Origin of the sequence: Sorangium sp. So ce1504 (genome assembly GCF_051521635.1) — a bacterium.
GTDB classification, from domain to species: Bacteria; Myxococcota_A; Polyangia; order Polyangiales; family Polyangiaceae; genus Sorangium; species Sorangium cellulosum_B.
Genome location: NZ_CP150365.1, coordinates 5,044,704 through 5,064,921 on the forward strand (window position 1 = coordinate 5,044,704; position 20,218 = coordinate 5,064,921).

Sequence of the window (20,218 nt, forward strand, 5' to 3'; positions counted from 1 at the left end):
AATCACGCGATGGACCGAGAGCACGTCGTCCGCCGCATCGAGGAGATCGGCGTCGTCCCCGTGGTGCGCGCGTCGAGCGGCGCGCTCGCCGTGCGCGCCGGTCGCGCGCTGTGCGCGGGAGGGATCGAGGTCCTCGAGATCACGATGACAATCCCGGACGCCCTCGCCGTGATGCATGAGATCACCTCACGGATGGGGAGTAACGTCCTCGTCGGCGCGGGTACGGTGCTCACCGCGGACGCAGCCCGCGGGTGCATCGAGGCCGGCGCGCAGTTCATCGTGAGCCCGGGGCTCAACCTCGAGGTCATCCGCGCGGCGCGCGAGCTCGGGAAGGCAGTCTTCCCCGGGGCGCTCACCCCGACCGAGGTGATCGCCGCGTGGAGCGCCGGCGCCGACGCGGTGAAGGTGTTCCCGTGCTCCGCGATGGGCGGCGCCAAGTACCTGCGCGCGCTGCGGGGGCCGCTCCCGCACGTGAAGCTGCTGCCGACCGGCGGGGTCAACCTCGCGACCGCGCGCGAGTTCATCGAGGCCGGCGCCGTGGCGCTCGGCGTCGGCGGCGAGCTCGTCGACGCCGCGACGCTCGAGGCCGGCCGCGACGAGGTCATCACGGAGCGCGCGCGTGAGTTCCTGTCCGTCGTCCGGTCCGCGCGGGCCGGGCTCGAGAAGAGCGCCTGAGCGGGGCCGCCGCGAGGCGCTGGAGGAAGCATGAGTGTTCTGAAGAAAAGCGATGTCCCGAGCCTGGCCCGCGTGTCGGGCGATGCGGTGGAGTTCTTCACGCCCGAGCCGGGGCTGAAGCGCCGGGTGCTGGCCCACAACCCCAACCTGATGCTCGTCGAGCACCACATGGAGATCGGCTGGGCCGGGGCGCGCCACAGCCACCCCCACGATCAGCTGGTCTACGTCATCTCAGGACACCTCAAGTTCTCCTGCGGAGACGAGGAGTTCGAGGCGCGGTCCGGGGACAGCTTCGTGGTCCGCGGGGGCGTCGAGCACCAGGCCTGGGCGTTCGAGCCGTCCGTCGTGCTCGACGTGTTCACTCCCGCGCGCGAAGAGTACATGCCCTGAGCGCGGGAATCCGGTCAGCCTTTCAGTTCACCAAGATCATCCTGTCTTTTCGACGGGCCCTGCGACCGACGCAGCGGCCCTGTGCGATCGAGGAGCCTATGAAACGCAGAACGTTCGCGATGTCGATCCTCTTGCCCCTCGCGCTGGCCGCCTGCGGCGGGGACAGCGAGCCGGGCCCTGGTCCCGGCCCGGAAGTGCCGCCCGAGATGGTCCCGTACGTCGACGCGATGAAGCGCGCGGCCACCTTCATGAGCGAGGAGGTCGCGTACAAGGGCGGTTACGTGTGGAGCTACCTTCCGGATCTCTCGCGGAGCTGGGGCGAGATGGAGGCGAAGCGCACGATGCTGTGGGTGCAGCCGCCCGGCACGCCGTCGATGGGGCACCTCTACCTGGACGCTTACCACGCCACCGGCGACGAGCTCTATTACAAGGCTGCCGAGCAGGTCACGCTCGCCCTGATCGAGGCCCAGCACGAGGCCGGCGGCTGGAACTACATCTATGACTTCGCGGGCGAGGAGTCGCTCAAGGACTGGTACGACACCATCGGCAAGAACGGCTGGCGGCTCGAGGAGTTCCAGCATTACTACGGCAACGCGACGTTCGACGACGCGGGCACCGCCGTGGCCTCGCAGCTCCTCCTGCGCATGTACCTCGAGAAGAAGGACGAGCGGCTCCGCGAGCCCCTCTACAAGGCGATCCGCTTCGTCACCGAGAGCCAGTACGAGGGAGGCGGCTGGCCGCAGCGCTTCCCGCTGATGGGCAAGGGCGGCCAGCCCGACTACACGAGCCACATCACCTTCAACGACGACGTGGCCGGAGAGAACATCAAGTTCCTGATCATGTGCCACCTCGCGCTGGGCGAGTCGCAGCTGCTCGGGAACATCGAGCGCGCCATGGACAACTTCGTCGCGTTGCAGCAGCCCGCGCCGCAGCCCGCGTGGGGCCTTCAGTTCACGCAGGACGGCAAGCCGGCCGGGGCGCGGACCTACGAGCCGGAGGCGCTGACCACCCACACGACGGCCAACAACATCCAGCAGCTGCTCAATTTCTACAACCTGACCGGGGACGAGAAGTACATCGCCCGCGTGCCCGAGGCGCTGGACTGGCTGGACAAGGTCAAGCTGCCGCCGGAGCTCGTGGAGATCTTCCCCGACCGAACACACCCCACGTACATCGAGATCGGGACCGACGTGCCGCTCTACGTCCACCGGCGCGGCTCGAACGTCGTCAACGGCGAGTATTACTTCGACAAGGACCCCGCGAAGCCCATCGGCCACTACGGGCAGGCGCGCAAGCTCGACGTGGACGCCATGCGCGCCCGCTACGAGGAGCTCGCGGCGATGTCGCCCGAGGAGCTGGCGGCGGGCTCGCCCCTCAAGATCGCGGGGCCGGTGGAGCTCCCGCGGTACTTCTCGCTGCGCGAGGTGAAGCTCGACGACCTGTACGCGGGCGCCACGATGACGACCGCGCCGGTGACCGAGGAGGAGGCGCTGAAGCTCGTCGGAGAGCTCAACGCGGAGGGATACTGGCCGACAAAGATCACCATGATCACGAACCCCTACGTCGGCCCTGGCACGGATGAGCCTTATCTCGAGGACGCGTACGCCACCACGCACGTCGGCGATCGCAACGATACCTCGCCTTACGACCCGACCAAGGCGCCGGCGACCTACCCGGCCGAGGAGTCGCCGACGGGCATCTCGGTGGAGGGCTTCATCAAGAACATGGGCGTCCTCATCGCCCATGTCGCGCCCGTGAAGTAGCCTCGACTTGGGCACAGCTGGCCGGTGTCAGACAGCCGTGTCCAAGCACGCTCCGCATCTCTCGCGCACAGAGAGCGCGATCGTCACAGGGAGCCGGCAAGACCCAGGATCGCGCCGCCCTGCACCGGAACGAACAGCGGCGTGACAGCGAGGTCTTGCACGGACCGCCACGCCGCATTCCTCACGGGTCCCCTGACCGTCTCAATGCTCAAGCCGGCAATGTCGATGGCGCCCGAAAGGTGCAGCCCGGCGGCGGCGCCGATCATGAGGTGCCGCGGGGCGGGGGCATTTTTCCCCTTAGCGCCTCACGGCCGGGCCAGGTGCCGATGCCGACCGATGATGCCGTCGCGTCGAGCAGCGAGGACGCGCGGTCCTGGGCGCGCGCCGTGGCATCCCGCGTGCTTGGAAGCCCGGGACCACGCGCGATCCCGGTGTCGCGATGCCGGACGGTCAGCGCCGGCGCGCGGTCGTGCAAGGAGTCGACTTATGAAATTGCTTACGATCGTCTTGTCGGTGCTGAGCGTGGCTGTGGCCGGGCTCGGGTGCGGTAGCAGCGCGAGCGACGGCGCTGAAGATGAAGGAGCGAGCTCCGGCGGGACCGGCGGCGCGGGCTCCGCCGCGGTCACGGGAGGCGGCGGCCAGGGGGCGACCACCGCAGGACAGGGGGGCGGGGCGGCCACCTCCGCAGGAACGGGCGGATCGCCGGCCGTCTCCTCCGGCGCCAGCTCCTCGACGGGCGTCGGCGGCATGGATCAGCCGCCCTCGGGCGACGACCTCTACGTCGCCCCCGACGGCGCGGAGGACAACCCCGGAACCATCGACGCGCCCACGACGCTGCACAAGGCGATCACCCTGGTGCAGCCGGGGCAGACCATCTACCTGCGCGGGGGCGAGTACCTCTACGTCCCGACGGTGGAGATCGCCTACGGGAACGACGGGACGCCCGAGCAGCGGAAGCGCCTGTTCGCCTATCCCGGCGAGAAGCCTGTGCTCGAGTTCAAGGACCAGCACTACAAGAAGGGCGACCCGGCCAGCCCGCGCGGCGTCGAGCTGCACGGCAGCTACTGGCACATCCAGAGGATCGAGATCGCCAACGCCGGCGACAACGGCCTCTTCATCTCGGGGCACCACAACGTCATCGAGCGCTGTGTCTTCCACCACAACCGGGACTCGGGCCTCCAGCTCGGCGGCCGGCTGGGCGAGCTGGATACCCCGGAGGAGGAGTGGCCGTCGGGCCTTCGACAACGGCTACGAGGAAGGCGGGTACATGAGCACGCCGCCGCCGGTCCCGTACATGGGCAACGGCAACGGCTTCAAGATGGGCGGGAGCAACGGTCTTGCGTCCGACCACGTGATCACCCGCTCCGTCGCGTTCGGCAACAAGGTCCGCGGCTTCGACGAGAACAACAATGTCGGCAACATCACGGTGAAGAACTGCACCGGATGGCTGAACGGATCCATGAACTTCGCGTTCGGCGAGGGCGGGTTCCACACGTTCATCAACAACATCTCGCACGCGAGGAAATCCAGCGACGAGCCGGTCGGCAACGCGGTCTCGAACGCGTTCGAGGGCGCCACCGACGCCGACTTCCTCAGCCTCGATCGCGCGCTGGCCAAGGCCCCACGCAACCCGGACGGCAGCCTCCCCGCGACCGATTTCCTGCGGCTCGCCCCGGGGAGCCAGTTCGTCGACGCGGGGTCGGCCGAGGGCCTCGCGCTGCCCTTCGCCGGCGCTGCGCCCGACCTCGGCGCCTTCGAGGTCGAGTGAGCCCAGAGGCGGCCCGGGCGGGGGCGACTGCGCAATGGTCTTTCTTCACGCTTTCAGGAGGCAATCATGCGGTATGAGAGGTCGAATCGTTTCACCCCCTTTGCAGCGGCCCTCGTCGCGCTCTGCGGCGCGGGAGGCTGCGCGGCGTCGGGGGACGACGGCGATGCAACCGGCGCGGGCGGCGCGTCGTCGTCCGGGGCCGGGACGAGCGGGCCGTCGTCGACGAGCGGCGGCGCAACGAGCAGCGGCGGCACGACCGGCGGCGGCACGACGAGCAGCAGCGGGACCACGGGCACCGGGGGAGGCGCGACCAGCGGCACGGGCGGCGGGGGTGCGGGCGGGGGCGGCGGCCAGGGTGCGGGCGGCTCGGGCACCGTCGACGGTTGTCCCGCCAGCGCGCCGATCGGGTGGGCGGGCGAGAGCGGCCACGGCGTGGCCACCACGACGGGCGGCCTCGGCGGGATGACGGTCACGGCGACCACGACCGCGCAGCTCGTCGAGTACGCCGAGAGCCCCGAGCCGCTGATCATCCAGATCTCCGGCGACATCGACATCAGCGGCGTGGACGTCGACGTGGCGTCGAACAAGACGCTGATCGGCGCGAGCCCCGACGCGACCCTCCGGGGCCGCCTCCAGATCCGGGGGAAGTCGATCGACACCCCGATCCAGAACGTCATCATCCAGAACCTCAAGATCGACGCCAGCTCGACCACGGACGACGGGATCCAGATCCACTTCGCCCACCACGTCTGGGTGGATCACGTGGAGATCTGGGACGGGCTGGACGGCAACCTCGACGTCGTCCACGGCTCGGACCTCGTGACCGTCTCGTGGTGCAAGTTCCACTACACGAGCAACGCGCCGGATCCCGCGCACCGCTTCTCGAACCTGGTCGGCCACAGCAACAACAACAGCGACGAGGACACAGGGAGGCTCCGCGTCACGTTCCATCACAACTGGTGGGCCGACGGCGTGATCGAGCGCATGCCCCGCGTCCGCTTCGGCGAGGTCCACGTCTTCAACAACTACTACTCGGCGGCCGGCAACAACTACGCCATCGGGGGCGGCCTCCAGGCCAGGCTCCGGATCGAGAACAACTACTTCGACGGGGTGAAGGACCCGCACGTCTTCTACGACGGCGAGCCGACCGCGCAGATCGTGGCGAGCGGGAACGCCTATATCGGCATGTCGGACACCACCCGGAAGGACGCGGGGCAGGGGAGCGCGTTCGCCCCGCCTTACACCGTCGCTCTGGGCACGGCCGACGCCTCGCTGAAGGACGTCGTGACACGGTGCGCTGGTCCGAGATAGCGGCGCCTGCGAACAGCACACCTCATCGACGACGCAGAGCCCCGCGCCCTGGCACCGCGCGTGCTTCGGAGGCCCATGACCACGCGCCATCCCGATGACTCGATGCCAGCGGCGCGAGGCCGGGACGCGGCGGTGGAAGGAGCCGACGACTTATGAAATTGCTTCCAATTGCCTTGGCGATGCTGAGCGTGGCTGCGGTCGGGCTCGGGTGCGGCAGCAGCCCGAGCGACGGGGGAGAAGAAGGTGAAGGGGCGAGCTCCGGCGGCAGCTTCGGCTCCGGCTCCGGCGAGGGAGGCTCGCTGGACATCGGCGGCGGGATCGGGCCCGGATCGAGCGGCGCGGGCGGCGCCAGTCCCACGGGCGGAGGCGGAGCGTGCGCCACCCAGACGGCGGCGGCGTCGCTTCAGCCGGTGTACCTGGCGTTCGCGTTCGACGTGTCGGGCAGCATGGGCAAGGGCGACAAGGACTGGCACGACAAGTCGCTCAAGTGGGATCCTGTGGTCGCGGCGACCAAGCAGTTCTTCTCGGATCCCGGGTCCGAAGGGCTGACGGCCTCGCTCTCGTTCTTTCCCGCCGACGACGACAAGTGTTCTGTCGAGATCTACGCGACGCCGGACGTGCCGCTCACGCCGCTCCCCTCGGACGCCTTCGCCGAGGCGATCGCCGCGATCGAGCCGGCGAGCTCGGACGACTGGCGCGGCGGCACGCCGACCGCGTGGGTGATGCGGGGCACGAGCGGGTTCATCGAGGCGCAGCGGCAGCAGAACCCCGGGAAATACGCGATCGTGCTCGTGACGGACGGCTACCCGCAGGGCTGCGACGAGGCCTCCGACACGATCGACGCCGTCGTGGCCGACGCCCAGGCGGCGCTGGCGGAGGGGGTCCCGACCTACGTCATCGGGGTCGAGAACCCGCCGATCGAGGGCGCACCGGACACCCTCGACGACCTGCACGAGATCGCCGCAGCCGGCGGCACCGAGGGCGCCGTGCTCATCGACACCGGCGATCCGTCGCAGACCACGGCCGCTTTCAAGGCGGCGGTCGACCGGATCCGCGGCGCCTCGGTCTCGTGCACGATGGCGATCCCGCTCCCGCCGAACGGGAGCGCGTTCGACAAGGAGAAGGTCCGCGTGCTCTACACGAGCGGATCGAGCGCGACCACGGAGCTCGTGTACGACCAGAGCTGCGCGATCGAGGGCGCCTGGCGCTACGACGAGCCCGCGAGTCCGACGCAGATCGTGCTGTGTGCCGACGCGTGCACCACGGTCCAGGCGGACATGGTGGCGAAGCTGAGCGTCGATTTCACCTGCGAGAGCGTGATCGAGGTTCCCCTGTAGCCGCAGGCCGCCGCGCCTCTGCCGCGCCGCGCCTGCGGGGCGCTCGGCCTCGCCTACCGGCGCGCGCGCGCCGCCAGCCCGACCCATGTCAACGGTGAGTTGACACTGTGGACACACCCAGTTGCTTCTCCACCGGTCCACCTCGGCAGGGGCGGTCAGACACCCATCTGCCGCGTCGAGCGCCCTCGCCGCTGCCCGGCGTCAATGGCCGCCTGACGCGAGCGCGGCGCGCAGGTTACCGTCCAGCAACGCTGCCGAGATGTTGTAGAACAGAGCCACCATGGCACCTGCTCAGGAGCGCGAGCGGCGGACCCTCGATCGATACACGCTCCATGGCGTGATCGCCTCCGGGGGGATGGCCTCCGTCCATTTCGGGCGGCTCGTGGGCGCCCATGGCTTTGCCCGCACTGTCGCGATCAAGCGCCTGCACCCGCAGTTCGCCAGGGACCCCGAGTTCTCGTCGATGCTCCTCGACGAGGCGCGGCTCGCGGTGCGCATCCGCCACCCGAACGTCGTCACGACGCTCGACAGCGTCCAGGCCGACGACGAGCTCTTCGTGGTCATGGAGTACATCGCCGGGGAATCGCTCTCGAGCCTGCTGCGCGAGGCGGGCAGGCGAGGGGCCCGGGTGCCGCAGCCCGTCGGCTCGGCCATCATCGCCGGCGCCCTCGCGGGCCTGCACGCGGCGCACGAGGCGACCGACGAGGAGGGCGCCGCGCTCCAGATCGTCCACCGCGACGTGTCGCCGCAGAACCTCCTCGTCGGCGAGGACGGCATCGCGCGCGTGCTCGATTTCGGCATCGCGCGGGCGGCGGTGCGGAGCCAGGTGAGCCGCGTCGGGCAGCTCAAGGGCAAGCTCAGCTACATGGCGCCGGAGCAGCTGCGCGGAGCCCCCCTGACCCGCCGCGCCGACATCTACGCTGCTTCTGTGGTCCTGTGGGAGGTGCTCACCGGGCGGCGGCTGTTCACGGGGGAGTGCGACGCGGAGATCTTCGGGCGGATCCTCGAGGGCGTCGTCCAGCCGCCGAGCGTGTACGGCGACGTGCCGAAGGCGCTCGACGAGGTGGTGCTCCGCGGCCTCGACAGGGATCCTGCTCGGCGTTACGCGACCGCGCTGGAGATGGCGGCTGCGCTGGAGGAGGCGCTGCCGCCGGCGAGCCCGCGCGCGGTGGGAGCGTGGGTCGAGGCGACGGCGGGGACGCTCCTCGAGGCGCGGGCGAAGAGCCTCGCCGCGATCGAGACGTCGCAGCGGATCGCGGCCCCAGCGCCGCCGCCGCCGAGGCCCGCCGCCGTGGACGACGCGTCGCCGCGGGACGTCGAGGCGCGCCTCGCGCAGCCGTCTGGCGGCCGCGGGCGCGCGCTGAGGACCTCGGTGACCGTTCCGACGATGACGAGGACGGTCGAGGACATGGCGCGGCCCGTGGTGTCGGCGCTCGCGACGCCGGTCGCCGCGGCGGCGCCGCCGCGGCTGGCGAGCGCGCAGCTCGTCCGCGCCTCCACGCTCGCGCTCGGGGCCAGCGCGCTGGTGCTCGCCGTGGCCCTCGGCAGGAGCTGTAGCGTGCGTCCAGAGCCCGATGCGCCGCAGGACGAGCGCGCTGGCGCCGGCGAGTCCTCGCGGTCCGTCGCGCCGCCGTCAGCGCTCGCGCCGCCTGCCGCGAGCGTGGGGGCGCCGGAGGTGCCTGCGGAGGCGCCTGCGGCCTTGTCGGCGGCGTCCGCGGCGGCGCCTGAGGCATCGGCGGCCTCGCCGGTGCCGGCCGCGCCGGGGGCCTCCGCGAGCGCCGTCGTGGCGTCGGCGCCGACCGCGCGCGCGGCCGCGCCGGATCGCGCCGCGGGCGTGCGCGCCGCTTCCCCCGCGCGCAGCGCGCGGCCGCGATCGCGCTGCGTGCCTCCGTACTATCTGGACGCCAACGGCATCCGGCGGATCAAGCGAGAGTGCCTGTGAACGACGGAAGCGTGTAGCCTGCGCTGCGATGAAAGGGCGCCTCCTCGCCGCCTTCGCCGCGGCTGCCACGCTCCTTGCGGGCCCACGCGCCCGCGCTCAGGGCGTGGGAGAGACGTGCGCGGCCTCGTACGAGCAGGCGCAGCAGCTCCTCCGCGACAGGGCGCTGCTGCGCGCCCGCGCCGAGCTCCGCGTCTGCGTGAGCTCGTGCCCGGCGACGCTCGCCCGCGACTGCCAGAGCTGGAGCGAGCAGGTCGAGCGCGACATGCCGAGCGTCGCGCTGTCGGCCACGTCCGCGGACGGCCGCGCGCCGGGCCGGGTCCGGGTGCTCCTCGACGGCGCGCCGCTGCTCGACGCGCTCCCGGAGGACCCGATCGAGCTCGATCCCGGGCGCCATACGCTGACCTTCGAGGACGCGGCGGGGACGCGGGTCGCCGCCGTTGTCACGCTGCCGCCGGGCGACAAGGCGCTGCCGATCGCTGTGCGCTTCCCGACGCCGGCGCCGTCGCGCCCCGCGGCCGTCGCCGACGCGCCGCCGGTGCGGCAGCGCTGGCCGCTCGTGCTCGTCGGCGTCGGCGCGGCGGGGCTCGGCGTGGGCGCGTTCCTCGGCGTCAAGGGGCACCTCGATCGGAGCGAGCTCCGCACGCGGTGCGCGCCCGGGTGCCCGGCGGAGGACGTCGAGGCGATCGATCTCACGTGGAAGGCCGGCGCGATCTCCGCGGGCGTGGGGTTCCTCGCGGCCGGCCTGGGCGCGGTGCTCTACTTCCAGCTCGATCCCGTCGCGCCCGCCGCGCCGGTCGCGAGCTTCTCGCTCTCGCCGGGCGGCCCCGGGCTCTCGCTCCGCGGCGCGTTCTGAGCGCCGCGCCGTAGCGCTCCATCAGCCCTTGCTGCGGATGCCGTAGCGCTCCATCAGCCGGTGGACGAGCTGCCGGGAGACGCCCATCGACGCGGCGGCCCGCGCCACGTTGCCGCCGCTCTCCCGGAGCTTCATCGCGATGTACGTGCGCTCGAACTGCTCGACGACCATGTCGCGCGCCTCGCGGAGCGGCAGCGCGACGAACTGGCCGACGCCCATGTCGGCGGGCCGCGGCGCCACCTTGACGATCGCCTCCTCGGCGAGGTGCGGAAACAGCATGAGCCGCGCGACGGTGTTGCGGAGCTCGCGCACGTTGCCGGGCCAGTGGTGCCCGCGGAGCAGCTCCAGCGCGTTCGGCGGCAGGTCGGCGAGCGAGCGCGGAGGCACCTGCGCCGCGAGGAAGCGCTCGACGAGCAGCGGGATGTCCTCCTTGCGCTCGCGCAGCGGGGGCACGACGGTCTCGACGACGGCGAGCCGGTAGTAGAGATCCTCGCGGAACGCGCCCGACGCGACGCGGCCCTGGAGATCGCGGTGCGTGGCGGCGATCACGCGGGCGTCGAACGACGTGTACGCGGCGGCGCCGATGCGCCGCACCTGGCGGGCCTCGAGCGCGCGCAGGAGCTTCGGCTGGAGATCGAGCGGGAGCTCGCCGATCTCGTCGAGGAAGAGCGTGCCGCCGCTCGCCTCCTCGAGCAGGCCGGCGCGCGCGCCCTGGGCGCCCGTGAACGCGCCCTTCGTGTAGCCGAAGAGCTCGGCCTCGATGAGGTTCGGGGCGACGGCGCTGCAGTCGAACACGACGAAGGGGCCGCCGCTGCGCGGGCTCGTCGCGTGGATGGCGCGGGCGAGGACCTCCTTGCCGGTGCCGGACTCGCCGAGCAGGAGGATCGTCTCCGAGGTGGCCGCGGCGCGCTCGAGGCGGGCGAAGAGCGCGCGCATGGGGACGCTGCTGCCGAGGGCCTCGCCGAAGCTGGCCGAGGTGGAGAGCGGGACGACGACCGGGGCGCCGCCGACGCGCACGGTGAGGGGCACGCCGCCCAGGGAGGCGATGGCGCCCGGGGTGAGGAAGCCCTCGACGATCAGGACATCGTTGATGAACGTGCCGTTCTTGCTGCCGAGGTCGGTGAGGACGACCCCGCGCGGCGAGAACCGGAGCTGGCAGTGGCGGCGCGAGACGCGGGAGTCGGGGATGATGACGTCGCACTCGCCGCTCGTTCCGAGCACGAGCGGCGCGACGCCGAGGGCGGCCTCGATCGGCGGGCTCTTCTGCGGGGTGACGAGGATGCGCAGGTCCGGGAGCTCGACCGCGTCGCTTCGGAGGGTCGTGATCGTCCGGGTGGGGTCGTGCATTGATCGCGCGGGAGGGGGACGGGGCAGCATCTCCGAATTTCCGGCAGATTTCCAGCGCGCGGTGCGTCCCGGGCGCTGGTCGCACCGCCGCCGGGGTATCCTCGTGAGGTGCTCGAGTTCACGCAGTCCGAGGCCAAGATCCTGTCCCAGTGCGTCACCCGGTTCACGGATGCGTTCCGCCGCGACGTGGCGGACGTGATCCGGCACGAGTTCCGCGGCTACGAGCCGCCGGAGGTGACGGAGCTGATCGGACAGCTGAGCCTCCTCGGGCGGCAGCTCGAGCTGCGCCCGCCGCACGCGCAGATCCACGACACGCAGGGCCCGCTGCTCAAGCGCATCCTGATCGACCTCCGGCGCGACAGCGCCACGGCGATCGAGGAGCCGCTCCAGAAGGCCGTGAACGCCGAGACGATCCGGCACCTCCGGCGCGAGGTCCACGGGCTGGAGCAGCTGATGGCCGCGCCCTGGTTCGCGGCCACGCGCGCGCTCAAGGTGCCGCAGCTCACCGACTACATGTCGATCCGGCACGCCGAGGCCGTGATGCCGGAGGCGCCGCCGCTCCGCCCGCGCGAGTACGACGAGAAGTTCCACATCCTCGAGGCGCCCGGGCTCTTCCTGCCCGATCTGGCGCACTACCGGGCGCGCTGCGCGCTGCGCGGCGCCTCCATCGCCGTGGCGTTCGTCGACATCGACGACTTCAAGGCGTTCAACGTCCAGCACACCGAGACCGCGGTCGATCTCCACGTGCTCCCGCCGCTCATGGAGAGCATCGAGGCGCACGTCTTCGCGCACGGGCACGCGTACCGGTTCGGCGGCGACGAGTACATGATCACGCTGCCCAACGCGACGCGCGCGTGGGCGGTGGACTTCCTGCGCGCGCTCCAGGAGCGGCTCGCCCGCCGCCGCTACCGCCGCGTCGAGCGATCGCCCACGATCTCGGCCGGGCTGTGCGTCGCCGACGTCGACTGCTTCCTGACGGATCGCGAGATCCAGGGGCGCGCCAACCTCGCGAAGAACCACGCGAAGGCCACGGAGAAGGGCAGCGTCGCCACGTACGACGGGGAGCTGTTCCGCCCCGAGGATCTGGTGCTCGCGTGAGGCCGGACGGCTGGATCGCGGCGGGCGAGGCGCGCGCCGACGGCGACGCGCCGCCGGAGGCCCCGGACGGCCTGGTCCTGCCCGAGCCGCTGTGGGGCGCGGTGCGCGCGGCCTACGGCGAGCCCGGGCGCGCGTACCACGACCTGGCGCACGTGCGCGAGGTGCTCCGCCGGGTGGGCGAGGTCGCCCGCGACGTCGGCTGGCGGAGGCCGCGGGAGGTGTTCCTGGCCGCGCTCTTCCACGACGCCGTGTACGTGCCCGGCCGCCACGACAACGAGGCGCGCAGCGCGGAGCTCGCGCGCGAGGCGGTGGCGCGCTGGCTGCCCGGCGAGGGGTTCGACGAGGGCCTCATCGAGCGGCTCATCCTGCTCACGGCGCGCCACGGGGCCCTCGGGCCGGCGGACGTCGGCGAGGAGGAGGCCCTCTTCCTCGATTGCGACATGGCCATCCTGGGCAGCGACGCGGCGGCGTTCGACGCGTACGACCGGGCGATCGCCGCGGAGTACAGCGCCGTGCCGCCCGAGCTCTACGCCGCAGGCCGGCGGCGCTTCTTCGAGAAGCTGCTCGCGACCGAGCGGATCTTCCTCTCGCCGTACTTCCACGCCCGCCTCGAGGCGAGCGCGCGCGACAACCTGCGCCGGAAGCTCGACGCGGGCGCGTAGCGGCGCTGCGCGGGGGTCGTCGGTGGACGGGGGTCGTCGGTGGACGGCGCGGTCGTCACGGGCGCGGCGGCCCGCGCCGTCGGGTCGCGCCTGGGTGCAGGGGGGCAGCGACGCTGGCGCGCGCTGCCCCTCGCGCGATCACCAGCTCTTCACGTCGCTCTTGCTCACGCGGCACGTGGCGGTGTCCCACTGGCTCGCGCCCCCGTGGAGCTTCTCGGACTCGCCCATGTGATCGGTGACGGCCCTGTACTCCTGGCAGATCTTCGGCTTGTCGTCGTCCGCGTCGTAGCCCCCCTTGACGTAGAGGTTCGTGATCGTGACCGTGTCGCCGTAGTTCTGGTTCGCGCCGGCGATCGTCGTCTTCACCCGGTCCACCCTGACGTTGTCGATGATCAGGTGCCGCGGGCCGCCGTTCGCGGTGCAGTCGCCGCACGAGCGCCAGAGCTTCCCGAAGTCGGCGATGTACGAGTTCGTGACGATGGTCGTGGAGCCGCCCTTGGCGTTGTGCTGGAAGATCTTGTCGGCCGAGTGCAGGGCGATGGAGCTGTTGATGTGCATCGTCGCCCCGTCGGCGCTGTTGGTCGCCGCGTCCTCGCAGACGTCCTCCCAGTAGACGTGATCGAGCGTGCAGTCGCCCTTGCAGACGATGCCGTTGCCGCCGGGGAGGCCGCCGGCGATGATGAGGTTCTTCACGGTGACGCCGTCCTCGACCTCGAACACGGTCTTCTGGCCCTCGCCGTCGTCGCAGTCCTCCGTGTTGTTCACGCCGATCTTCTGGTTGTTGAAGTCGTAGACGTCCTGCCCGCCGTGGGCGGCGTTCTTGAGCACCGTCGTCTGGGTCCTGATCTCGCCGTTGCCGTTCGTGGGCGTCGGGATCTCCATCGGGAGCTCATCGCCGAGCGGCTCCTCTCCACCCGTGCCGCTGCTCGTGGTGCTCGCGGCCGTGCTGCTGGAGCTGCTCGTGGTGCTCGCGGCCGTGCTGCTGGAGCTGCTCGTGGTGCTGGAGCTGCTCGTGGTGCTGGAGCTGCTCGTGGTGCTCGCGGCGGTGCTGCCGCCGCCGGCGCCTCCCGTACCGCTGGTGCTCCCGCCGGTCGCGGCCGTGCTGCTGCTCGAGCTGCTGCCTCCCTGGCCGTCGTCCGGGGTCGCCGCGTCGTCTGAACAGCCGAGCTGGATGGCTCCGGCGGCGCCGATCACGAGCAGCAAAGTGAAAGCCGACTTCATTCCTAATCTCATGTCGCTACCTCTCGTTCTGGAATCATGATGGGCGACCCGCGGCCCGGCGGTGGCGGCCGCCGAACTGGGCCGGCGCTGCGCCTCCGCCGCGACATAGGCAACGACAATGCCACTTGCCTGGAACCGCCTACCGCGGGTTCACGGTGTGCCCGGGAGCCCGCGCAGCGCTCGTGGCGTGGGCGTCCTCATGGCGGCGCGTCGTAGCGCCGCGACGTCAACCACGGGTTGACGTGCTTGACGGCAATGACGACTCCCGTCTGACGTATCCCCTCGAATTTTTCGGGAAGATTCACAGGGAGGCGGGGAGACGGGGAGTAAAATCCCACCAATCTCCCCCGCTTCCTTGTTCAATTTTCCGCTCGAATGCCAGCAAGATGAGGGATCGGTCAGGACTCCCGTGTCAACCGCACGTCATGCGCCGCGCCGCGGCCGGGCGGCGCTGGGGGCGCGGGGGCGACCGCCAGCGCGGGGGCTCCGGCGCTCAGCCTTTCCAGCCGGGCGGCGGCTTGGCGAAGCCGGTCTCGGCGGGGAAGGGGCTGGCGGTCTCGCGCTGGTGCAGCCCCTCCACGTCGATGCCGAGCGCCCTCAGCCCGTCGCGTTGCTCGTAGCGGATCACCAGCACGGCGGCGGGCTTGGGGGTCGCCCGGGTGAACTGCGTCGACGTGATGCGCGACTCGCGCCGCTCGCCGAAGCTCGTGCCCAGCCCCTTTGGCGCCGCGGGGGCCGGAGCGGCGCCCGGCACGGGGGCGCGCAGCGGACCAGCGGGCGCGGGCGGCCCAAACCCCGGAGCCGGTGGCGGCAGCCCGCCGCCCTGCGGCCCGCCGAACGCCGGCGGAGGTGGCGTGAAGGGAGGCAGTGGTGGCGGCGGCGGGGGCGCGAGCTCCTCGAACACCGCCAGGCCGATGACACCCACGTTGCGGGGCTTGCCGATCTGCGCGGCGTACGACTGCTCGATGCTCCCGAACCGGAACGTCGCGACCTCGGTGTGGCTGATGCGGAACCCGGTGAAATCGAACGACTCGTGCGCCCTGATCACCATGCCGCGGGCGTCGTACGACGCGTCCTTGCCGCTCTGCACGTCGAGGCCATCGACGGTGGGCACCACCTCGACGCGCGCGCCCGTCAGGTTCCGCACGCGCAGCGCATAGCGCTGGCCTGATCGTCCCTCGACATAGGTCGACTCTCGATGGACGTACTCCCGCGTCGGCGTGAGCGCGCCGCCCTCCTCGACGAGCAGCTCCACCTCGACGATCCCCTTCAGGTCTCGCATCTCGATGCCCCTCTCCCTGAGCCGTCGCGCGCCCTCGCGCGGCGGCAAGCGTCCAGGCACTACGTGAACCCGCTCGGCGCCAGCGTGTCAAGGCGCCGGTCGGGCGCGGGCCTCGCTGCCCGCTCGCTTCCCCATACCGCCCGCCCGCGGCTCGCGCTATCAACGCACCTGCGTGAGGCGCGGGCGACGTTCGCCGCCCTCGGTTTTAGCGCGCTTCGCGCGTTTCGCATGTTTCGCATGGTCGCCGCATGATCGCCGTGGTCGCAGAGAAGCCCGCCGTCGCCCGTGACATCGCCGCGGTGCTCGGGGCATCGAAGCGCGCCGAGGGCTTCCTCGAGGGCGGCGGCTACGTCGTCACGTGGGCGATCGGGCACCTCGTCGCCATCGCCGAGCCGCACCAGATCGACCCCGCCTGGAAGCGCTGGCGCCTCGACCTCCTCCCGATGCTGCCCGGGCAGTTTCCGCTCGTCGTCCTCCCCGGGACGCGGGCCCAGTTCGAGATCGTCCGGAAGGTCCTGGGCCGGCGCGACGTCGAGCGCGTCGTCTGCGCCACGGACGCCGGCCGCGAGGGCGAGCTCATCTTCCGGTACCTCTACGAGGCGGCCGGATGCAAGAAGCCGGTCGAGCGGCTCTGGATCTCGTCCCTCACGCCCGACGCCATCCGCGACGGGCTCCGTCGGCTGCGGGACGCGCGCGGCTACGACGGCCTCGCCGACGCGGCGCGCGGGCGCAGCCGGGCGGACTGGCTCGTCGGCATGAACCTCTCGCGCGCCTACAGCCTGGTCTTCGACCAGGATCTCTCGGTCGGCCGCGTGCAGACGCCGACGCTGTCCATGGTCGTCGAGCGCGAGCTCGCGATCCGGCGGTTCGTCCCCGAGCCGTACCTCGAGGTCGTCGCGACCTTCTGCCCGCTCCGGGAGGACGGCTCGGGCGCGGCCGACGAGTCCTACAAGGGCACGTATTTCAACGACAAACCGCTCCCGGGCCAGCCGCCGGGCGCCGGCGAGGGGGCGAATGCCGGCGAGCGGCCGAATGCCGGCGAGCGACCCGAGACCGCGCCGTCGCGGAGGCGCCTGCCCCCGGACGGCGAGGAGGCGCGGCGCATCGTCGAGCGGGCCCGGCGCGGCGAGGCGCGCATCGAGGCGGTCCGGTCGGAGTCTCGCCGCCTCCCGCCGCCGCTGCTCTACGACCTGACCGAGCTCCAGCGGCACGCCAACCGCCTTTACGGCTTCTCTGCGCAGAAGACGCTGGAGGTGGCCCAGGCGCTGTACGAGCGCAGGAAGCTCATCAGCTATCCGCGCACCGACAGCCGGCACCTCTCGACGGACGTCGCGGCCACGCTCGGCGCGGTGGTGCAGGCGATCGAGGGCTCGTATCGGGGGATGCTCGCCCCGGGGACGGGGGCTCGGCCGCTCGGCAAGCGCTTCGTCGACGACGGCAAGGTCGGGGATCACCACGCCATCATTCCCACGGGGGCTCGGTCCTCGCGCGCGGAGCTCTCGACCGACGAGCAGAAGATCTTCGATCTCATCTGCCGGCGCCTCCTCTCGGCGTGGCACGAGGATCACGTCACGTCGATCACCACCGTCATCACCGCGATCACCACGCGCGGCGGCGCGGGCGCGCGCGGCGGCGAGCCGATCGTGGACCGCTACCACAGCGCGGGCAGCGTCGTGGAGAAGGTCGGGTGGAAGGTGCTCGACATCGGCTTCGGCAAGCCGCCGGCGAAGCCGCGTAAGAAGGGCGAATCGGACGGCGATGGACGCGACGCGCGCGACGGGGAGGGCGGGGAGGGCGAGCGCGAGACCGCGGATCAGCGGCTCCCGCCGGGCCTCGCGAGGGGGCAGGTGCAGCTCGTGCTCGACGCGGAGGCGCAGGCGAAGAAGACGCGTCCGCCGCCGCGCTTCACCGAGGCCACGCTGCTCACCGCCATGGAGACCGCGGGCCGCAGCCTCGAAGAGAAGGAGCTCTCCGAGGCGATGAAGGACTCGGGCCTCGGCACGCCGGCCACGCGGGCCGCGATCATCGAGACGCTCCTCCGGCGCGAGTACATCGTGCGCAAGGGCAAGCTGCTGCACGCGACCGACAAGGGCGTCGGGCTGATCGAGGTCGTCCACGCGGACGTGAAGAGCCCCGCGATGACGGGCGCCTGGGAGGCGAAGCTCGCCCGCATGGCCCGGGGCGGGGGCGATCTGCCGTCGTTCATGGCGGGCATCGAGTCGTACGTGCGCCAGGTGGTGGCGGAGGTGAGCGCGGGGCGGCGCGCGGCCGGGGACGGTGCGCTTTCCCCGGAGGCCGGGGCGTCGCCGTTTCAGGAGCGCGGCGAGGCGCGGTCGCGCGCGAAGGGGGGCCGCGCCGCGGCCGCCGCGCCGGGGACCGGTCGAGGCCGCGAGGCGACGCCTCGCCGCGCTCCGGGCAGCAGCGCAGGGGTCGTGCCGGGCGAGGCATCGGCTGGCACGCTGCAGGCGGTCGCGGCGGCTGCAGCATCGCCGCCGGCTCGGGCGCAGGCGCGGTCGCGTGCGGCGGCGGCGCCGTCGCCAGCGCGACCCGCGGCGGCGACGGCGCGACGTGTGGCCGTAGCGCCGGCGCCCGCGCGACCTGCGGCAGCGACGTCGCCGCCGGCGCGACCGGCGGCCGTAGCGCCGTCGCCCGCGCGTGCGGCGGCCATCGGGTCCTTCCCGGCGCGTGGGGCGGGCACGGCGTCCTCGCCGGCGGTCGCCTCGTCTCCAGCGCGCCGGCCGGAGGATCTCGTCGAGCTGCTCCACCAATGCTTCGGCTTCAGCGCCTTCCGCCCCTACCAGGAGGCCGTCTGCCGGACGGCGGCCGCGGGGAGCGACGTGCTGCTCGTCATGCCGACCGGCGCCGGTAAATCGCTCTGTTACCAGCTCCCCGGCATCGCCCGAGGCGGCACGACGCTCGTCGTGAGCCCGCTCATCGCGCTCATGGAGGATCAGGCCTCGAAGCTCCGGGCGTGCGGCTTCGCCGCCGAGCGGATCCACTCCGGCCGGAGCCGCGCCGAGTCGCGGAAGGCCTGCATCGATTACCTCGAAGGCGCGCTCGACTTCCTCTTCATCGCCCCCGAGCGGCTCCGCGTGCCCGGGTTCCCCGAGCTGCTCGCCCGCCGGAAGCCCGTGCTCGTCGCCGTCGACGAGGCCCATTGCATCTCGAAATGGGGCCACGACTTCCGACCTGATTACCGGATGCTCGGTCAGCGCCTCCCGGCGCTCCGGCCCGCGCCGGTCATCGCGCTGACCGCCACCGCCACGCCGGTCGTGCAGGACGATATCGTCGAGCAGCTCGGCCTCGCGTCCGCGGCGCGGTTCATTCACGGCTTCCGGCGGAGCAACCTGGGTATCGAGATCCTCGAGGTCAGCCCGGGAGAGCGCCTAGCCCGGGTGCGCGCGCTGCTCGGACAGGAGGGCCGGACGCCGGCCATCGTCTACGCCGGGACGCGGAAGGACGCCGAGGCGCTCGCCGCCGGCCTCTCGGAGGATCTCCCGGCCGAGGCGTACCACGCGGGCCTCGCCCCCCCGGTGCGCGACCGGATCCAGGCGGCCTTTCTGGACGGCAGCACCGAGATCATCGTCGCCACGATCGCCTTCGGTATGGGCATCGACAAGCCCGATGTCCGCACGGTCGTCCACGCCGGGCTGCCCGGGAGCGTCGAGGGGTATTACCAGGAGATCGGCCGGGCTGGCCGCGACGGGCACCCCTCGCGGGCCGTGCTGATGCACTCGTATGTCGACCGGCGAATGCACGAGTTCTTCCACGAGCGCGACTACCCTGATTCGGCGATGCTCCAGCGGATCGAAGAGGTCCTGTCGGAAGAGCCCCGCCCGAAGGAGGCGATCCTGGGCGATCTCGGCATCGATCCCGATGTGGCGGACAAGGCCCTCGAGAAGCTCTGGATCCACGGCGGCGCGCGCGTGGATCCGGACGGGGGTATCGCCCTGGGCGAGCCGGGGTGGCGCGGGCCCTACGAGGCGCAGCGGCGCCACAAGCTCGCCGAGCTCGTGCAGATGGCGCGGTTCACCGAGGGCCACGGCTGTCGCATGCTCCACCTGGTCCGCCATTTCGGCGACCAGGAGGACACGGGCGAGCCCTGCGGCCTCTGCGACGTCTGCGCGCCGGCCGCCTGCGCCGCGCGGGAGTTCCGGGCGCCGAGCCGCGACGAGGCGCAGGCGATCGCGAAGATCCTGGCGGCGCTCCGCGAGAGCGAGCAGCCGACCGGCCGGCTCTACCGCGAGGCGTTCGCCGACGGCTCGCTAGAGCGGCGCGACTTCGAGCACCTCCTCGGCGGGCTCGTGCGGGCGGGCCTCGTCTGCGTGCGCGAGGACTCGTTCGAGAAGGCTGGCGAGCTCATCACGTACCAGCGCGCGTCGCTCACCTCGCGCGGCCTCCTCGGCGGGCCGCGCGGCACGAGCGACGTCGTGAGCGACGTCCCGCTCGCGAAGCTCCCGCCGAAGGTGAAGAAGCGGCAGAGCGCGAAGTCGTCGGACGCGCGGAGGGCGTTCTTCGCCCGCAAGACGCAGCGGAAGAAGGGCCGATCGCGCTGAGCGGCGCGCGGGC

The 20,218-nt window shown here is 72.0% G+C and carries 16 protein-coding genes; 12 read left to right on the forward strand and 4 right to left on the reverse strand.

From position 1 onward, the window contains the following. The first annotated feature begins 9 nt into the window (after positions 1-9). The 3 genes from WMF39_RS18960 (at position 10) to WMF39_RS18970 (ending at position 2,828) form a co-directional block, all read left to right on the forward strand. Positions 10-675, forward strand: a complete 666-nt coding sequence (locus tag WMF39_RS18960; RefSeq protein WP_437747999.1) for a bifunctional 4-hydroxy-2-oxoglutarate aldolase/2-dehydro-3-deoxy-phosphogluconate aldolase — start codon at positions 10-12, stop codon at positions 673-675. 30 nt (positions 676-705) lie between these two features. Beyond that, positions 706-1,065, forward strand: a complete 360-nt coding sequence (locus tag WMF39_RS18965) for a cupin domain-containing protein (RefSeq protein ID WP_437746895.1) — start codon at positions 706-708, stop codon at positions 1,063-1,065. A gap of 98 nt (positions 1,066-1,163) precedes the next feature. Continuing rightward, a complete protein-coding gene (locus WMF39_RS18970) occupies positions 1,164-2,828 on the forward strand; it encodes a pectate lyase (protein WP_437746896.1) in 1,665 nt (554 codons plus the stop codon). Between the two features lie 83 nt (positions 2,829-2,911). Here WMF39_RS18970 and WMF39_RS18975 read toward each other — a convergent pair whose 3' ends face one another. Continuing rightward, a complete protein-coding gene (locus WMF39_RS18975; RefSeq protein ID WP_437746897.1) occupies positions 2,912-3,094 on the reverse strand; it encodes a hypothetical protein in 183 nt (60 codons plus the stop codon). Between the two features lie 1,001 nt (positions 3,095-4,095). Here WMF39_RS18975 and WMF39_RS18980 point away from each other — a divergent pair. The 5 genes from WMF39_RS18980 to WMF39_RS19000 all read left to right on the forward strand — a co-directional run bounded on the left by WMF39_RS18980 (position 4,096) and on the right by WMF39_RS19000 (position 10,039). After that, a complete protein-coding gene (locus tag WMF39_RS18980; RefSeq protein ID WP_437746898.1) occupies positions 4,096-4,596 on the forward strand; it encodes a hypothetical protein in 501 nt (166 codons plus the stop codon). Between the two features lie 66 nt (positions 4,597-4,662). Then, positions 4,663-5,907, forward strand: a complete 1,245-nt coding sequence (locus WMF39_RS18985) for a pectate lyase family protein (RefSeq protein ID WP_437746899.1) — start codon at positions 4,663-4,665, stop codon at positions 5,905-5,907. A gap of 152 nt (positions 5,908-6,059) precedes the next feature. Beyond that, positions 6,060-7,244 (forward strand): vWA domain-containing protein, encoded by a 1,185-nt coding sequence (locus WMF39_RS18990; protein ID WP_437746900.1) that lies wholly within the window; start codon positions 6,060-6,062, stop codon positions 7,242-7,244. A 280-nt stretch (positions 7,245-7,524) separates the two neighbouring features. Continuing rightward, positions 7,525-9,186 carry a serine/threonine-protein kinase gene (locus tag WMF39_RS18995; RefSeq protein WP_437746901.1) on the forward strand — a complete coding sequence of 554 codons (1,662 nt, stop codon included), beginning with the start codon at positions 7,525-7,527 and terminating at the stop codon, positions 9,184-9,186. 28 nt (positions 9,187-9,214) lie between these two features. Next, positions 9,215-10,039, forward strand: a complete 825-nt coding sequence (locus WMF39_RS19000; protein ID WP_437746902.1) for a hypothetical protein — start codon at positions 9,215-9,217, stop codon at positions 10,037-10,039. Positions 10,040-10,060: 21 nt separating this feature from the next. On the opposite strand, the gene WMF39_RS19005 is transcribed toward WMF39_RS19000, so the two are convergent. Next, positions 10,061-11,386: a sigma 54-interacting transcriptional regulator gene (locus WMF39_RS19005; protein ID WP_437746903.1), complete on the reverse strand. Its 1,326-nt coding sequence runs from the start codon at positions 11,384-11,386 to the stop codon at positions 10,061-10,063. 108 nt (positions 11,387-11,494) lie between these two features. On the opposite strand from WMF39_RS19005, the gene WMF39_RS19010 reads away from it, so the two are divergent. Together WMF39_RS19010 and WMF39_RS19015 are read left to right on the forward strand one after the other, a co-directional pair. Beyond that, the gene (locus tag WMF39_RS19010; protein ID WP_437746904.1) at positions 11,495-12,484 is read left to right on the forward strand and encodes a diguanylate cyclase; all 990 of its coding nucleotides are present in this window, start codon (positions 11,495-11,497) and stop codon (positions 12,482-12,484) included. Next, on the forward strand, positions 12,481-13,146 hold the full coding sequence (locus WMF39_RS19015) for an HD domain-containing protein (protein WP_437746905.1): 666 nt from the start codon (positions 12,481-12,483) through the stop codon (positions 13,144-13,146). Before WMF39_RS19010 ends, WMF39_RS19015 begins: the two co-directional genes overlap by 4 nt. A gap of 138 nt (positions 13,147-13,284) precedes the next feature. Here WMF39_RS19015 and WMF39_RS19020 read toward each other — a convergent pair whose 3' ends face one another. After that, positions 13,285-14,028: a pectate lyase gene (locus WMF39_RS19020; RefSeq protein WP_437746906.1), complete on the reverse strand. Its 744-nt coding sequence runs from the start codon at positions 14,026-14,028 to the stop codon at positions 13,285-13,287. A gap of 34 nt (positions 14,029-14,062) precedes the next feature. Here WMF39_RS19020 and WMF39_RS19025 point away from each other — a divergent pair, with 34 nt between their 5' ends. Beyond that, positions 14,063-14,407 (forward strand): hypothetical protein, encoded by a 345-nt coding sequence (locus WMF39_RS19025; RefSeq protein WP_437746907.1) that lies wholly within the window; start codon positions 14,063-14,065, stop codon positions 14,405-14,407. A 453-nt stretch (positions 14,408-14,860) separates the two neighbouring features. On the opposite strand, the gene WMF39_RS19030 is transcribed toward WMF39_RS19025, so the two are convergent. Further along, on the reverse strand, positions 14,861-15,649 hold the full coding sequence (locus tag WMF39_RS19030) for a hypothetical protein (RefSeq protein ID WP_437746908.1): 789 nt from the start codon (positions 15,647-15,649) through the stop codon (positions 14,861-14,863). Positions 15,650-15,897: 248 nt separating this feature from the next. Here WMF39_RS19030 and WMF39_RS19035 point away from each other — a divergent pair, with 248 nt between their 5' ends. Continuing rightward, positions 15,898-20,205, forward strand: a complete 4,308-nt coding sequence (locus tag WMF39_RS19035; protein WP_437746909.1) for a DNA topoisomerase 3 — start codon at positions 15,898-15,900, stop codon at positions 20,203-20,205. Positions 20,206-20,218: the final 13 nt, after the last annotated feature.

Bases quoted from the DNA above. Each gene is read 5' to 3' on its own strand.
- WMF39_RS18985 (WP_437746899.1), top strand. From the start codon at position 4,663: ATGCGGTATGAGAGGTCGAATCGTTTCACCCCCTTTGCAGCGGCCCTC.
- WMF39_RS18975 (WP_437746897.1), bottom strand. From the start codon at position 3,094: ATGATCGGCGCCGCCGCCGGGCTGCACCTTTCGGGCGCCATCGACATT.
- WMF39_RS18960 (WP_437747999.1), top strand. From the start codon at position 10: ATGGACCGAGAGCACGTCGTCCGCCGCATCGAGGAGATCGGCGTCGTC.
- WMF39_RS19005 (WP_437746903.1), bottom strand. From the start codon at position 11,386: ATGCACGACCCCACCCGGACGATCACGACCCTCCGAAGCGACGCGGTC.
- WMF39_RS18970 (WP_437746896.1), top strand. From the start codon at position 1,164: ATGAAACGCAGAACGTTCGCGATGTCGATCCTCTTGCCCCTCGCGCTG.
- WMF39_RS19030 (WP_437746908.1), bottom strand. From the start codon at position 15,649: ATGCGAGACCTGAAGGGGATCGTCGAGGTGGAGCTGCTCGTCGAGGAG.
- WMF39_RS18965 (WP_437746895.1), top strand. From the start codon at position 706: ATGAGTGTTCTGAAGAAAAGCGATGTCCCGAGCCTGGCCCGCGTGTCG.
- WMF39_RS19020 (WP_437746906.1), bottom strand. From the start codon at position 14,028: ATGGAGATCCCGACGCCCACGAACGGCAACGGCGAGATCAGGACCCAG.
- WMF39_RS18990 (WP_437746900.1), top strand. From the start codon at position 6,060: ATGAAATTGCTTCCAATTGCCTTGGCGATGCTGAGCGTGGCTGCGGTC.
- WMF39_RS19035 (WP_437746909.1), top strand. From the start codon at position 15,898: ATGATCGCCGTGGTCGCAGAGAAGCCCGCCGTCGCCCGTGACATCGCC.
- WMF39_RS18980 (WP_437746898.1), top strand. From the start codon at position 4,096: ATGAGCACGCCGCCGCCGGTCCCGTACATGGGCAACGGCAACGGCTTC.
- WMF39_RS19000 (WP_437746902.1), top strand. From the start codon at position 9,215: ATGAAAGGGCGCCTCCTCGCCGCCTTCGCCGCGGCTGCCACGCTCCTT.
- WMF39_RS18995 (WP_437746901.1), top strand. From the start codon at position 7,525: ATGGCACCTGCTCAGGAGCGCGAGCGGCGGACCCTCGATCGATACACG.